The 14420-nt window shown below is 60.8% G+C and carries 15 protein-coding genes and 3 tRNA genes; 11 read left to right on the plus strand and 7 right to left on the minus strand.

Annotation, left to right across the window (positions count from 1 at the left end):
* Nucleotides 1-99 precede the first annotated feature (99 nt).
* The 5 genes from copC to ACI2KB_RS05330 all read left to right on the plus strand — a co-directional run bounded on the left by copC (nucleotide 100) and on the right by ACI2KB_RS05330 (nucleotide 3506).
* Nucleotides 100-486 (plus strand): copper homeostasis periplasmic binding protein CopC, encoded by a 387-nt coding sequence (gene copC, locus ACI2KB_RS05310; protein WP_404632134.1) that lies wholly within the window; start codon nucleotides 100-102, stop codon nucleotides 484-486.
* A gap of 3 nt (nucleotides 487-489) precedes the next feature.
* Nucleotides 490-1353 (plus strand): copper homeostasis membrane protein CopD, encoded by an 864-nt coding sequence (gene copD / locus ACI2KB_RS05315; RefSeq protein WP_404632136.1) that lies wholly within the window; start codon nucleotides 490-492, stop codon nucleotides 1351-1353.
* Between the two features lie 80 nt (nucleotides 1354-1433).
* On the plus strand, nucleotides 1434-2543 hold the full coding sequence (gene ada, locus ACI2KB_RS05320) for a bifunctional DNA-binding transcriptional regulator/O6-methylguanine-DNA methyltransferase Ada (RefSeq protein WP_404632138.1): 1110 nt from the start codon (nucleotides 1434-1436) through the stop codon (nucleotides 2541-2543).
* A 46-nt stretch (nucleotides 2544-2589) separates the two neighbouring features.
* Complete coding sequence (locus ACI2KB_RS05325; protein WP_404632140.1) at nucleotides 2590-3036, plus strand: antitoxin Xre/MbcA/ParS toxin-binding domain-containing protein; 447 nt, start codon at nucleotides 2590-2592, stop codon at nucleotides 3034-3036.
* On the plus strand, nucleotides 3036-3506 hold the full coding sequence (locus ACI2KB_RS05330; RefSeq protein ID WP_404632142.1) for an RES family NAD+ phosphorylase: 471 nt from the start codon (nucleotides 3036-3038) through the stop codon (nucleotides 3504-3506). Before ACI2KB_RS05325 ends, ACI2KB_RS05330 begins: the two co-directional genes overlap by 1 nt.
* On the opposite strand, the gene ACI2KB_RS05335 is transcribed toward ACI2KB_RS05330, so the two are convergent.
* Together ACI2KB_RS05335 and ACI2KB_RS05340 are read right to left on the minus strand one after the other, a co-directional pair.
* A complete protein-coding gene (locus ACI2KB_RS05335) occupies nucleotides 3497-4480 on the minus strand; it encodes an MDR family oxidoreductase (RefSeq protein ID WP_404632144.1) in 984 nt (327 codons plus the stop codon). The genes ACI2KB_RS05330 and ACI2KB_RS05335 overlap by 10 nt on opposite strands.
* A gap of 47 nt (nucleotides 4481-4527) precedes the next feature.
* Nucleotides 4528-5166, minus strand: coding sequence for a TetR/AcrR family transcriptional regulator (locus ACI2KB_RS05340; protein WP_404632146.1), 639 nt, complete (start codon nucleotides 5164-5166; stop codon nucleotides 4528-4530).
* 112 nt (nucleotides 5167-5278) lie between these two features.
* Between ACI2KB_RS05340 and ACI2KB_RS05345 the strand changes: the two genes are divergently transcribed.
* From ACI2KB_RS05345 to ACI2KB_RS05370, 6 genes are all read left to right on the plus strand, one after another.
* On the plus strand, nucleotides 5279-6361 hold the full coding sequence (locus ACI2KB_RS05345) for an NAD(P)H-dependent flavin oxidoreductase (protein ID WP_404632148.1): 1083 nt from the start codon (nucleotides 5279-5281) through the stop codon (nucleotides 6359-6361).
* A 124-nt stretch (nucleotides 6362-6485) separates the two neighbouring features.
* Nucleotides 6486-7262, plus strand: a complete 777-nt coding sequence (gene modA, locus ACI2KB_RS05350) for a molybdate ABC transporter substrate-binding protein (protein WP_404632150.1) — start codon at nucleotides 6486-6488, stop codon at nucleotides 7260-7262.
* A complete protein-coding gene (modB, locus tag ACI2KB_RS05355) occupies nucleotides 7263-7943 on the plus strand; it encodes a molybdate ABC transporter permease subunit (RefSeq protein ID WP_404632152.1) in 681 nt (226 codons plus the stop codon).
* Between the two features lie 5 nt (nucleotides 7944-7948).
* Nucleotides 7949-9037 carry a molybdenum ABC transporter ATP-binding protein gene (gene modC / locus ACI2KB_RS05360; protein WP_404632154.1) on the plus strand — a complete coding sequence of 363 codons (1089 nt, stop codon included), beginning with the start codon at nucleotides 7949-7951 and terminating at the stop codon, nucleotides 9035-9037.
* Nucleotides 9038-9109: 72 nt separating this feature from the next.
* Nucleotides 9110-10159, plus strand: a complete 1050-nt coding sequence (locus tag ACI2KB_RS05365) for a DNA topoisomerase IB (protein WP_404632156.1) — start codon at nucleotides 9110-9112, stop codon at nucleotides 10157-10159.
* Between the two features lie 62 nt (nucleotides 10160-10221).
* On the plus strand, nucleotides 10222-12786 hold the full coding sequence (locus tag ACI2KB_RS05370; protein WP_404632158.1) for an excinuclease ABC subunit A: 2565 nt from the start codon (nucleotides 10222-10224) through the stop codon (nucleotides 12784-12786).
* Between the two features lie 16 nt (nucleotides 12787-12802).
* Here the strand turns inward: ACI2KB_RS05370 and ACI2KB_RS05375 are convergent, their stop codons facing one another.
* The 5 genes from ACI2KB_RS05375 to pgsA all read right to left on the minus strand — a co-directional run bounded on the left by ACI2KB_RS05375 (nucleotide 12803) and on the right by pgsA (nucleotide 14412).
* On the minus strand, nucleotides 12803-12961 hold the full coding sequence (locus ACI2KB_RS05375; protein ID WP_404632160.1) for a hypothetical protein: 159 nt from the start codon (nucleotides 12959-12961) through the stop codon (nucleotides 12803-12805).
* A gap of 363 nt (nucleotides 12962-13324) precedes the next feature.
* Nucleotides 13325-13411: transfer RNA gene (locus tag ACI2KB_RS05380), tRNA-Leu, on the minus strand.
* Between the two features lie 184 nt (nucleotides 13412-13595).
* A tRNA-Cys gene (locus ACI2KB_RS05385) sits at nucleotides 13596-13669 on the minus strand.
* Between the two features lie 45 nt (nucleotides 13670-13714).
* Nucleotides 13715-13790, minus strand: a tRNA-Gly gene (locus ACI2KB_RS05390).
* A gap of 61 nt (nucleotides 13791-13851) precedes the next feature.
* A complete protein-coding gene (pgsA, locus tag ACI2KB_RS05395; protein ID WP_404632162.1) occupies nucleotides 13852-14412 on the minus strand; it encodes a CDP-diacylglycerol--glycerol-3-phosphate 3-phosphatidyltransferase in 561 nt (186 codons plus the stop codon).
* Between the last annotated feature and the right edge of the window lie 8 nt (nucleotides 14413-14420).

The raw sequence follows: 14420 nt of genomic DNA on the forward strand, positions 1-14420 counted from the left end.
CTGGTCTAGTAGCGCACGATTTTTGTTGAAATCGGCACGTATCGATTTCAGTCACGTCCGTTGCTGCACCCTGCTGCCGCATAACCAAAGGTGCCCTTGATGTCTGCCCATCGCCTGAAACTTGCCCTCTCCTGCCTGCCGTTGCTGGCCTGCCTGGCCGCGCCGTCCGCCTTCGCCCATGCCCATCTTGAAAGTCAGTTGCCTGCGGCAGACAGTGAGGTCACAACGCCGAAAGAACTGCGCCTGAATTTCTCGGAAGGCGTCGAAGAAAAATTCACAAAAGTCGCTATCAGCCTCGACGGCCCCGGTGACAGCACCGAAATCATTCAGACCCAGAGCGTCACCACCGATCCGGCTGACAAGAAAGTGCTGATCGTGGTCCCGGCCGTGCCGCTGGCGCCGGGCAAGTACAAGGTCGAATGGCATGCGGTGTCCGTGGACACCCACAAGAGCGAAGGCGTTTATCGCTTCAAGGTCACGCCATAATCCATGCATGAAGGACTTATCCTGTGCCGATTCCTGCATTTCGGCGCAGTGTTGCTTCTGTTCGGCAGCGATGTGTTTCGCTACGTGTTGTTCAAGGCTTTACTGCCAGGCACTGAGTCTCGCCCCGCGCGATGGTGTGTTGAAAAAGCTCAAGGCGCGCTGGCTGCGATGGCGCTGCTCAGTGCCTTGGGCTGGCTGATGCTGACGGCGGCGAACATGGCGGATGACTGGCACGACGCACTGGACCTGCACACCAACGCGCTGGTGCTGGGCCATACGATTTTTGGCCACGTGTGGGGCGTTCACTTGCTGCTTAGCCTGTTGGCGCTGATTTGCCTCCCGCGTTGCGCCCCGCGTCACCGACTGCTGATCAGCACGTTGTTGCTGCTGACGCTGGCGCCGGTGGGGCATGGTGCCATGTTCGACGGCACCCAAGGCGCACTGTTGATTGTGAACCAAATGTTGCACCTGATCGGCACGGGCACCTGGCTTGGCGGGCTTCTGATGCTCACGGTCCTGCTGATGCGTCCTGATGACATAGACCTGCGGGCGATTCTGGCGCGCTTCAGCGGCATCGGCTATGCCCTCGTGGCGGTGATTATCGTGACCGGCATGATCAACGTCCGCGCGCTGAGTGGCGGCTTTTGGCCCGACCCGGCGCTGGCGGGATTCGGACAGGTACTGGCGATCAAGGTCGCCATGGTGCTGTGCATGCTCGCCCTGGCCGGCCTCAACCGCAGCCTGGCCCGCGCCCAGACGTTGCAGGTAGCGTGGTTGCGCGTCAGTGTCGTGCTGGAAGGCCTGTTCGGCGCGGCGGCGCTGGCTGCGGTTTCCCTGCTGGGCACCCTGCCGCCGATGCTGGGCTGAATTTGAACGCAAGAGTCGGGGTTTCAGCGTGGCGTCCACGGATTAACCTTTGAATCCCACGCTCTCCCAAGGAATCGACCATGGCCCGGCGCAGTGTTCAACCCGACACCCGACAGACACAAGACGATCCCCGCTGGGCAGCGGTGCTCGCCAGGGACCCGGCTGCCGACAGCCAATTCGTCTATGCCGTGCGCACCACAGGTGTGTACTGTCGACCGAGCAGCGTGTCGCGCTTGCCTCGGCCCGAAAACGTGGTGTTCTTCGACACCGCCGAGCAAGCCGAAGCCGCAGGCTACCGCGCCAGCAAGCGCGCGACGGGTGACAAGACACAGTTGACGGAGCATTACGCTGCGCTGGTGGAACAGGCCTGTCGACAGATCGCCAGCGCCGAGCAGCCACTGGGCCTCAATGCACTGGCTGATCAGGCCGGCATGAGCCCCTGGCATTTTCATCGGGTGTTCAAAACCGTGACCGGAGTAACGCCCAAAGCCTGGGCCAACGAGCACCGCGCCCACAGGATTCGTGCCCGTCTGGGCGATGGGCGCACCATCACCGAAGCGATGTACGACGCAGGTTTCAATTCCAACAGCCGCTTTTACGAGACCAGCGACCAACTGCTGGGGATGACCCCCTCGGACTATCGCAAGGGCGGTGGCAAAGACGCCATCCACTTTGCCATCGGCGAGTGCTCGCTCGGCTCGATTCTGGTCGCCCAAAGCCCTCGGGGCGTCTGCGCGATTCTGTTGGGGGATGACCCCGAGCAATTGCTCATCGATCTGCAAGACCAGTTTCACGCTGCAACGCTGATCGGTGACGACCCCGATTTTGCGCGCGTCATTGCCCAGGTGGTGGGCTTCATCGAAGCGCCGGGCGTTGGCCTGGACCTGCCGCTGGATTTGCGGGGCACCGCGTTTCAGCAGCGAGTCTGGCAGGCGCTGAAAGACATCCCTCCGGGTACGACGGTCAGTTACGCGCAGATCGCACACCGCATCGGCGCACCCAAATCATTTCGCGCAGTGGCACAGGCGTGCGGCGCGAACCATCTGGCCGTAGCAATTCCATGCCATCGCGTGGTGCGCAGCGACGGTGCGCTCTCGGGGTATCGCTGGGGGGTGAAACGCAAGCGCCAGTTGCTGGAACGCGAAAACCAGGCAACCTCAGGTAACAGCTTGGCCCTTGAGAAAACATGACAGGCGCGTAAGTTTTGAGCAGGATTTCAGACCGAGGAGCATGGACGTGCCAGCCATTTTTCAATCGTCGACCAATGCCGCACCTGCCTTCTGGCTGATCGCCGATCAGCTCAACACCCGTAATGAGACCGAACGCCTGGCGTACATTCGCACCGGTTTTCCTCCCGGATGGGTCAAGGCGGTACGCACCGCGTTTCAATTGAGCAACAGCCAGCTTGAACGGTTGCTCAATGCGTCGATGTCAACGCTGGAGCGGCGCCTGAAAGAGCGACGGCCGCTGGACATCGTCAGTTCCGAGCGCCTTGACCGCATCGCCTCGCTGGCCGTTCGCGCGGCTGAAGTGTTCAACGACCAGCAAACCGCCCAACACTGGATCATCTCCCCCAATCGAGCCCTGAACGACCAGACGCCGATTACATTGTGCGAAACCGACATTGGCGCCCTGCAGGCCAGACGCGTGCTGGCGGCGCTGGAACATGGCGGTGTCGTCTAATGCAGGCCTGGAGGATCGCCAAGGCCGAGGCCGTTTCAGACTTCTCCGGCGACGGCGCAGCGCTTTATGGGGGTCGCTGGAACCATCCCGAATACCCCGCCCTGTATTTGGGTTTGAGCCCTGCGGCCTGCGCACTGGACGCCGTAATCATTGCCGGGCACTTGCCCGCTCTGCCGCTGAAATTAATGCACCTTCAACTGCCCGCTGATCCAGAGCTGTATCTGGAGCCCCCGTTCGCGCATCTGCCCGCTGGCTGGAATTCACTTCCGCCCGACAGGCCTTCCATGACGTTTGGCAGCGACTGGTTGGCGCGCGGCGAGCAGCTCGGGTTGATCCTGCCGTCGGCCACGGTGGAAAGTGCCCATTGCGTATTGATCAACCCCAAACACCCCGCCTGCGCACGGATCGAGGTGCTAAAGGTCACAGACTTCGAGTTTGGTCGCCCTGTGAGGACGGCGCCTTATCGCTGAGTGTCGACCACCACCCGCCCGCGCACCTGCCCATCCATCAATCGATGGGCGGTGTCGATCACCTCACCGAGGCCAATCTCGTGGGTGATCAGCGCGAGCGCGTCACGATCGAGATCGGTCGCCAAGCGGCCCCAGGCCGCAATACGGTCCTGTCGTGGACGCATCACACTGTCGATGCCCGCCAGCGTGACTCCACGCAGAATGAACGGTGCGACCGAGGCGGGAAACTCCATGCCCTGCGCCAGCCCGCAGGCCGCGACGGTACCCCAGTAACGGGTGCTGGCGCAGACGTTGGCCAAGGTGTGACTGCCCACGGAGTCGATTGCTGCGGCCCAGCGCTCTTTGGCCAACGGACGGCCCGGCTCGGACAACGTGGCGCGATCAATGATTTCGGCCGCACCCAGTTGCTGGAGGTAGCCAGCTTCAGCCATACGGCCCGTCGACGCCACGACGCGATAACCCAGCTTCGCGAGAATGGCGATAGAAAAGCTGCCGACACCGCCATTGGCGCCCGTCACCAGCACGTCACCCTTGTCTGGCGTCACACCGTTTTTCTCCAGCGCCATGACCGCCAGCATTGCTGTGTAGCCCGCCGTTCCGATGGCCATCGCTTGGGAAGCAGAAAACGCGTTTGGCAGCGGGATCAACCATTTGCCTTGCAGACGCGCCATCTGTGCCAGCCCGCCCCAATGGCCTTCCCCCACACCCCAACCGTTGAGCAGTACCTGATCGCCCGGCTTGAAATCCGGGTCGCTGCTCGCCTGCACAGTCCCCGCCAGATCGACACCCGGCACCATGGGAAAACTGCGTACGATGGGGCCTTTGTTGGTAATGGCCAGCGCGTCCTTGTAGTTCAACGTGCTGTGGGAAACCCTTACGGTCACATCGCCCGGAGGCAACTGCGCTTCGTCGATGGTGCTGAGTTTGACGTGATAGCCAGTGTCGTCCTTGTCGATCAGAATGCCGTTGAACATGCCTTGCCTCCGGTATAGACCAATCGTCTATAAATGAAGCCGGAAAATCACCGTGGCAAGCCACGGAGAAATCCGGCGATGAATGTATTGAGAGGAGCGTCGCTTTGAACCAGCCGGGCACGCAGCACTGCGCCTTCCCAACTGATCCAGAAATAGGCCGCAAGCTCGGCGCAGTCGGTATATCGAGGCAATTCGCCGGCCTGTTTGGCGGCCTCGAAACATGTGCACAGACGCAGTTGCCAGTCGAGAAAAATGGCCTCCAGGGCGTCACGGAAACCGTCTGGCAACACACTGACTTCCTGCCCCATGTTGCCGACCATGCAACCACGACGGTAGCCGTAGCGCGCCATGCTGGCCTTGGAGTGCTGAACGAAACCGGCCAACCGCTCCAGCGGCGACAGCGTCTCGTCCAACAGCCAGCGGTCCAGCCGACGGGCGAAATACCCGGCATAGCTGTTCAGCACATCGAGGCCGAAGGCTTCTTTGCTGGCGAAATAGTGATAGAACGAGCCTTTGGGCACGCCGACGCGCTTGAGAATGCCGTCGATGCCAGTGGCCATGAAACCCTGTTCGGTCAGCACCTCGACACCGCAGCGAATCAACGCTTCACGGGTGTCGAAGTCGTCGGGACGGGCAATTTTCGGAGGACGCCCGGGGCGCCTTGGCTTTGCAGGAGAGTCAGTCATAGGGTTGCATATTAGACTGACCGTCTATTAAATCAACCGGACTTTTCCAGAACGCTAAAAACAAACGTTTGTCGCATCCTCATGACCGCGACCCCATTTGGAGAAACTGCCCATGATCGCCTGGCCCAACACACGCCTGCTCAAGTTGTTTGGCATTGAAGTCCCCATCCTGCTTGCCCCGATGGCCGGCGCCGCAGGCTCCGCACTTGCCATTGCCGTGGGCAAAGCCGGTGGATTGCCCTCGTTGCCCTGCGCGATGCTCAGTCACGAACAGATTCGCGAAGAGGTGGCGTTGATTCGCGCCGGAACTCGCGCGCCGCTGAACCTCAACTTCTTCAGCCACCAGAATCCCGAGCCGAACCCTGCGGGCGACAAGGTCTGGAAGGATCAGCTCAAGCCCTACTATCAAGAACTGGGCGCCGACTTCGATGCTCCGACGCCTGTGTCCAACCGCGCCCCGTTCGATGAAGCCAGCTGTGCACTGGTTGAAGAACTCAGGCCCGAAGTGGTCAGTTTTCATTTCGGACTGCCTTCTGCCGAATTCGTCCACCGGGTAAAAGCCACTGGCGCCGTCATCCTGTCTTCCGCCACGACAGTCGATGAAGCCGTCTGGCTGGAACAGCACGGTTGTGACGCGATCATCGCCATGGGCGTTGAAGCCGGTGGCCATCGCGGCATGTTCCTCAGCGATCAACTGCACACTCAGGTCGGTACGCTCGCGCTGGTGCCCCAGGTCGTCGACGCGGTCAACGTTCCAGTCATTGCTGCCGGAGGCATCGCTGACAGTCGCGGGATCGCGGCTGCGTTCATGCTCGGTGCGTCAGCCGTGCAATTGGGTACGACGTACCTGTTCACCCCTGAAGCCAAGGTGTCGAAGCTGCACAAGGCCGCATTGGCCTCGGCCAAAGACAGCCAGACCGCACTCACCAACCTGTTCACCGGACGCCCCGCCCGCGGCATCGTCAACCGCATCATGAGCGAGATCGGCCCGATGAATGCCAACGCGCCCGCATTCCCCACGGCAGGCGGCGCGCTGATGCCACTGCGCAGCAAGGCCGAGCCTCAAGGCAACGATGGCTTCATGAACCTATGGGCCGGTCAGGCGGTAGGGATCAAGCATTCACTTTCCGGGGAGGCGCTGACCCGCCAATTGGCGATTCAAACTCTGGAACGGCTGGGTGGCGTCAGAAACTGACTGCCGAGGCAAACTTCAGGCTTCCTTGAGGTGCTCACTCGCTATATATTTCGATGCATAGCGTTTGGCCTGTATCGGGTTGACGTCCGTCATCACCTCATAAAAACACCATGGAGCTGCTTCAATGCGCGCAACGCCCCTTCGCCTCACATCCAAAACGCTCAAATCTTTGGCCATCGCCGTCGCGGCCTTCTCGGTCAGCAGTGCGTTCGCCGATGAAGTGCAGGTCGCCGTCGCGGCCAACTTCACCGCGCCCATCCAGACCATCGCCAAGGATTTCGAAAAAGACACCGGTCACAAGCTGGTGGCTTCTTTCGGCGCCACGGGCCAGTTCTACACCCAGATCAAGAACGGCGCGCCGTTCGAAGTGTTCCTCGCCGCTGACGACACCACCCCGGCCAAGCTGGAAAGCGAGAACGAGATCGTCAAAGGCTCGCGCTTCACCTACGCCGTCGGCACCCTGGCGCTATGGTCGGCCAAAGAAGGCTACGTCGACGACAAGGGCGCCGTGCTGAAGAAAAACGAATACCAACACCTGTCGATCGCCAACCCTAAAGCCGCGCCGTATGGCCTAGCCGCCACTCAGGTGCTGGAAAAAGAAGGCCTGACCGAAGCCACCAAAGCCAAGATCGTCGAGGGCCAGAGCATCGCCCAGGCCTATCAATTCGTGCAGACCGGCAACGCCGAGCTGGGTTTCGTTGCCCTGTCCCAGGTCTACAAGGATGGCAAGCTGACCAGCGGTTCGGCATGGATCGTCCCGGCCAACCTGCATGAACCGATCAAGCAAGACGCTGTGATCCTCAACAAGGGCAAGGACAACGCCGCCGCCAAAGCGCTGATGGACTACCTCAAAGGCCCGAAAGCCGCTGCGGTGATCAAGTCCTTCGGATACCAGCTGTAAATGCCGCTGGGCAGTGCCGATCTGGCGGCCATCTGGCTGACGCTGAAACTGGCGTCGTTGACCACCGTGATTCTGTTGATCGTCGGCACCCCCATCGCGTTGTGGCTGGCCCGCACCCGCTCTTGGCTCAAAGGGCCAGTGGGCGCGGTGGTGGCGCTGCCGCTGGTGCTGCCACCCACGGTGATCGGGTTCTATCTGTTACTGCTGCTCGGCCCGAACGGTGCGCTGGGGCAATTCACCCACAGCATCGGCCTGGGCACGTTGACGTTCAGCTTCAGTGGCCTGGTGATCGGCTCGGTGCTGTATTCGATGCCGTTCGTGGTGCAGCCGCTGCAAAACGCATTCGTGGCCATCGGCCCGCGACCGCTTGAGGTGGCTGCAACCCTGCGGGCCAGTCCGCTGGACACCTTCTTCTCGGTCGTGCTGCCGCTGGCGCGCCCCGGTTTCATCACTGGCGCGATCCTGGGCTTTGCCCATACCGTCGGCGAGTTTGGCGTCGTGCTGATGATTGGCGGCAACATCCCGGAGAAAACCCGAGTGGTGTCGACCCAGATCTACAACCACGTCGAGTCCATGGAATACGCACAGGCCCACTGGCTGGCCGGTGCCATGCTGGTGTTTTCCTTTCTGGTTCTGTTGGCGCTCTACTCCAGCGGCAAGACCAAAGCAGCCTGGAGCTGACAGCCATGACCGCATCCATCGAATTGCGCCTGAACGTGGACTTCCCCGAATTTTCCGTGAACGTCGATCTGTCCCTGCCAGGGCACGGCGTTACGGCACTGTACGGCCATTCCGGCTCTGGCAAGACCACGTGCCTGCGTTGCATCGCCGGGCTGGAAAAAGCCTCCAGCGGTTTCATTTCGATCAATGGCGAGGTCTGGCAGGACAGCGCCAAGGGCGTCTTCGTCCCACCGCATAAACGCTCGCTGGGCTACGTGTTTCAGGAGGCCAGCCTGTTCCCGCACCTGACCGTGCGCGGCAACCTGGAATTCGGCCTCAAGCGCATTGCGGCCAGTGGGCGGCGAGTGGATCTGGAACAGGCGACCACCCTGCTCGGGATCGATCATCTGCTGGCTCGGCAGCCCGACAAGCTGTCCGGTGGCGAACGCCAGCGCGTCGGCATCGCCCGCGCCCTGCTGACCAGCCCGCGCCTGTTATTGCTCGACGAGCCGCTCGCGGCGCTGGACGCCCACCGCAAAAGCGAAATCCTGCCATATCTGGAACGCCTGCACGACGAACTGGACATCCCGATGCTGTACGTCAGCCACTCGCAGGATGAAGTGGCGCGGCTGGCGGATCATCTGGTGCTGCTCAGCGGCGGCAAGGCGCTTGCCAGTGGCCCAATCGCCGAAACCCTCGCCCGCCTCGACCTGCCGCTGGCCATGGGCGATGACGCCGGTGTGGTCATCGAAGGCGCCGTGATTGCCTACGATGCCGCTTACCATTTGGTGACCGTGCGCATCCCGCGTAGTGACTTGACGTTGCGCGTCGCGCACACCTCGCTGGAAATGAACAAGCCGCTGCGTTTCAAAGTTCAGGCGCGCGACGTCAGCCTCAGCCTCCAACCGGAGGACCAGAGCAGCATTCTCAATCGCTTGCCGGTGACGGTGGTGAGTGAGATCCCCGCCGACAACGCCGCCCACGTGCTGGTGCGGCTGGACGCTGCCGGTACGCCGCTGCTGGCCCGAATCACCCGCTATTCCCGTGATCAGCTACAACTGCACCCCTGCCAATCGCTCTGGGCGCAGATCAAATCGGTAGCCCTGCTGGCCTGACCCTGCTAAAAATCCGGCACGTCTGCGCAACCGAGTGGTCCATCGAAAGACCAACGCTCGGAACTGCCACCCATGCCGGACACCACCCCCTTCGAAGACCTGCCCAAAGACCTGCATTATGTCGATGACAGCCTGCCGGGCATCACGCGCAAGATCTTGCGGGGCAAATTCGCCTATTTCGACACCGACGGCGTACGCATTCGAGACGAGGCGCAGATCAAACGCATCAACGCGCTGGTGATCCCTCCCGCCTATAAGGACGTGTGGATCTGCGCCGACCCCCAAGGTCACCTTCAGGCTACCGGGCGTGACGCGCGGGGTCGCAAACAATACCGCTATCACCCACGCTGGAGAGAAGTCCGGGATGAAAACAAATACTCGCGGATGATCGCGTTCGGCCTCGCGCTGCCCAAGGTACGCAAGCAAATCGAAGCGCAACTGGCGACTCCTGGCATGGGGCGGGAAAAAGTGATGGCAGCGGTGGTTTCGTTGCTCGATCAGACGCTGATCCGCATAGGCAACAGCCAATACGCCCGAGACAATCGTTCTTATGGCCTGACCACCCTGCGCAACAAACACGTTGATGTGCATGGCAGCAAAATCCTGTTCCAGTTTCGCGGCAAAAGCGGCGTCGAACATCAGGTCAGCGTCACCGACCGGCGCCTGGCGAACATCATCAAACGCTGCATGGAGCTGCCGGGGCAGAATCTGTTTCAGTATCTGGACGATGAGGGCCAGCGCCACACCGTCAGCTCCCATGACATCAATCAATACCTGCACCAACTGACCGGCGCCGATTTCACCGCCAAGGACTATCGCACCTGGGCTGGCAGCGCGATGGCTCTGGCGACGTTGCGCAAGCTCGATTGGGAACCGGAAGCCGACGCCAAGAAGCACATCGTCGCCATGGTCAAGGAAGTCGCCCGGCTGCTGGGCAACACCCCGGCGGTCTGCCGCAAATGCTACATCCACCCGGCGGTTCTGGAAGCGTTCGTGATCGGCGAATTGGCCAAACTGCCCCGCTCGCGCCAACGCAAGGGCCTGCGTCTTGAAGAGGCCGCACTGGCGGGCTTTCTCAAAGGCTTGCAAGTCGCCGAGGCGCTCCCCAAAGACGAATCCTGACTCGCGACCAGACCACCAACGCAGGTAAGCTCTCTGCACTGATTTCAGACCAAGGCCCGCCCATGACCACTGCGCCACACTTGCCTGACGAGGCCCACGCACAGCCAAGTGTATCACTTACCGTCGCCCCGGACAGGCCCGGCTTCGTCCGCGTGCGCGGCGCTCGCGAGCACAACCTAAAGGACGTGGACGTCGACATTCCGCGCGACGCGTTGGTGGTGTTCACCGGGGTGTCTGGCTCGGGCAAGTCGTCGCTAGCGTTTTCGACGCTTTACGCCGAGGCTCAGCGCCGTTATTTCGAATCGGTCGCGCCTTATGCGCGACGACTGATCGATCAGGTCGGCGTGCCCAACGTCGACGCCATCGACGGCCTGCCGCCTGCCGTGGCCTTGCAACAACAGCGGGGCACACCGAGCACGCGCTCGTCGGTGGGCAGCGTAACGACTCTGTCGAGTCTGATCCGCATGCTCTACTCCCGCGCCGGTGAGTACCCTGCCGGGCAACAGATGCTCTACGCCGAAGACTTCTCGCCCAACCTGCCCCAAGGCGCGTGTCCTGAATGCCATGGTCTGGGCCGCGTGTATGAAGTGCCCGAAGAACTGATGGTGCCCGACGATTCCCTGACCATCCGCCAGCGGGCCGTGGCTTCATGGCCGCTGGCGTGGCAAGGCCAGAACCAGCGGGACATTCTGGTGACGCTGGGCTACGACGTCGACATCCCGTGGCGCGACCTGCCGAAGAAACAGCGCGACTGGATTCTGTTCACCGAAGAACAGCCCACCGCCCCGGTCTATGCCGGGATGACGCCCAAGCAAACCCGCCAAGCCCTGAAGCAAAAGCTCGAACCCAGCTACCAAGGCACGTTCATGGGTGCACGGCGTTACGTACTGCATACCTTCACCCACTCGCAAAGCGCGCTGATGAAAAAGCGCGTTTCGCAATTCATGCGCGGCAGTCCTTGCCCAGTGTGCAACGGCAAGCGTCTGAAACGGGAAGCACTTTCGGTGAAGTTCGCAGGGCTGGACATCGGCGAGCTGTCACAGATGCCGCTGCTGCGGGTAGCCGAGATCCTCCGACCTGTGGCAGCAGGCAACGCCGAAACCGATGCCTCCATCGAGAAAAAGCTCGCCGCCCAGCGGCTCGCTCAGGACCTCTTGGCCCGCGTCAGCACGCTGACCGAACTCGGCCTTGGCTACCTCGCCCTCGATCGCAGCACGCCGACCCTCTCCTCTGGCGAACTGCAACGCTTGCGCCTGGCGACACAACTGGGCTCGCAATTGTTCGGCGTCATTTATGTGCTCGACGAACCGTCCGCAGGCCTACACCCCGCTGACAGCGAAGCGCTGTTCAGCGCCCTTCAGCAACTCAAGGCCGCGGGCAACTCATTGTTCGTCGTTGAACACGATCTGGACACCATGCGCCGGGCTGACTGGCTGGTGGACGTCGGACCGGCAGCGGGCGAGCACGGGGGCCGCGTGTTGTACAGCGGCCCACCGGCAGGCCTCGCCCAGATTGTCGCGTCGAAAACCCGAGAGCATTTGTTTGCCGATTACAGTGCATTGCGCACGGAACGTCGCGCGGCCAAAGACTGGTTACGCCTGGAAGGCGTCACCCGCAACAACCTCAGCGACCTGACCGCCGAATTTCCTTTGGGTTGCTTTACCTCCGTCACGGGCATTTCCGGCTCAGGCAAATCCAGCCTCGTGAGCCAGGCACTGCTCGAACTGGTAGGCGCAGAACTCGGACGCCCCGCTCCGACGGCCGATCAAGAAGAGCCGAGCCTGGAAGACGACGCCCCGCAATTGACCGGCGGACGCATCACCGGCGGCCTGGCATCGATCAAACGCCTGGTGCAAGTCGACCAGAAGCCCATCGGCCGTACCCCACGCTCCAACCTTGCGACCTACACCGGCCTGTTCGACAACGTGCGCAAACTGTTCGCTGCCACCGACGCCGCCAAAGCAGCCGGCTACGACGCCGGACAGTTCTCGTTCAACGTTGCCAAAGGTCGCTGCGAACAGTGTGAGGGCGAGGGCTTCGTCAGCGTGGAATTGCTGTTCATGCCCAGCGTCTATGCGCCCTGCCCGACTTGCCACGGCGCGCGCTACAACCCGGACACGCTCGCCGTGCAGTGGCACGGTCTTGACATTGCACAAGTCTTGCAATTGACCGTAGAGCAGGCCGTCGACGTGTTCGCCGAACAGCCCGGCGTGCTGCGCTCACTGCTCACGCTACGTGACATTGGCCTGGGTTACCTGCGCCTCGGACAACCTGCCACTGAACTTTCCGGCGGCGAAGCGCAACGCATCAAGCTGGCGACGGAACTGCAACGCAATGCGCGGGGCGCCACACTCTATGTGCTGGATGAGCCCACTACGGGCCTGCACCCGAGCGACGTCGATCGGCTGCTCAAGCAATTGAATACGCTGGTGGACAATGGCCATACCGTCATCGTCGTGGAACACGAAATGCGCGTCGTGGCACAAAGCGACTGGGTAATCGATATCGGGCCGGGCGCAGGCGATCAGGGCGGGAGGATTGTCGTCAGTGGTGCGCCGGAACAGGTTGTCACGAGCAAAGAAAGTCGGACTGCACCGTTTCTCGACAAGGCCCTCGGACATTCGTGAGGATTTTGCCCAATGGTCAATAGCCCTGTTCAATCAGCGAATGAGCTGCCGCATCTTCAGCCGAAATCCACGGCGGCTGCTGGCTGCTGCGACAAGACGTCAAAAACGCTTTGGTTCGTTCGAGATTGAGGCGCTGACCGGTGGCCTTAAGCTGTTCAAACAGCTCACCCGGCATACCGTAAAAGCCGCACTCTTTGCAGTGTCTGACCGCGAATTGGCCAACGGTGGAAATCTCTCTGTCCTGTAGATCGCAAATGACGCACGTCATCGCCAGTTCCTCCTTGATCTGTCATCCAGCGAACGTTACTGATTCTTTCAGCCGACTTCAACGACTGGCCGATGAAGTGCGCGCACAGCGAGTGCGATGCTCAAGGCCGCCCACGCACGCTACGAACAACAAACAGGGCATGCTACCGTCGTGATGACAGCGAAACACGTCCAAGACAGGAAGGAGAAAAAGATCACTCCGGCGAAGTGATTGCGGACCAGCCACAGAGAGAGAAACCAAAGGCCGCGTCTCTGCAACCCTTGCTTTAGATGGTGCCCCGAGCCGGAGTCGAACCGGCACATCCTTTCGGACGACGGATTTTAAGTCCGGTGTGTCTACCAATTTCACCATCAGGGCAATGTTGCGGGCCAGACATGCAATCCCGAAAACTTGGGAGACCGCGTGTACCGACAAGAGGTGGGAATATATACATCCCCACTCATTGAAGCAAGCTTGAAACGCTTCAAAATGCGTCTGACATGCATGTTCAGTGCAAATAAAAAAGCTCTGTAAATCAACGATCTACAGAGCTCATTTATAGTGGAGGCCGAGGTCGGAATCGAACCGGCGTAAACGGATTTGCAATCCGCGGCATAACCATTTTGCTACTCGGCCCCAAACATTCAGCACTCTAACCGCTAGCGCTCAATGCGTACAAACTGGAGCGGGAAACGAGACTCGAACTCGCGACCCCGACCTTGGCAAGGTCGTGCTCTACCAACTGAGCTATTCCCGCTTGGTGTGGGCGCCATTCTATAGATTCAAATGACCCCGTCAACCCCTTGATTTAAAAATACTTATTTTTCTTCGGCGGTTATCCGCAAGTGCGGCCAAGCCGCCCGCAAATACTGCATCATCGACCACAGCGTCAGCCCTGCTGCCACCATCAGCAACACATACCCGATCACTACCCAAAAGGTAAACGCCGGCGGGTTGGCTAACAAAATCACCAGCGCCAGCATTTGCGCTGCCGTTTTCCATTTACCCAGATTCGACACGGCCACCTGAGCACGCGCCCCGATTTCTGCCATCCACTCGCGCAGTGCGGAAATCACGATCTCACGCCCAATGATCACCGCCGCAGGCATCGTCAACCAGAAGTTGGCGTGGACCTGAACGAGCAATACCAGTGCCACGGCCACCATCAGCTTGTCGGCCACCGGATCCAGAAACGCACCAAACGGCGTGCTTTGTTCGAGACGACGAGCCAGATAGCCGTCCAGCCAGTCAGTGGCAGCCGCCAACGCGAAAACAGAACTGGCCGCCATGTAGCTCCAGTGATACGGCAGATAGAACAACAGAATGAAGATCGGAATCAGCAAGACACGTAATACGGTGATCAGATTAGGGATATTCATTGGCACAA

The organism is Pseudomonas sp. NPDC088444 (assembly GCF_044900175.1).
Classification (GTDB): Bacteria; Pseudomonadota; Gammaproteobacteria; order Pseudomonadales; family Pseudomonadaceae; genus Aquipseudomonas.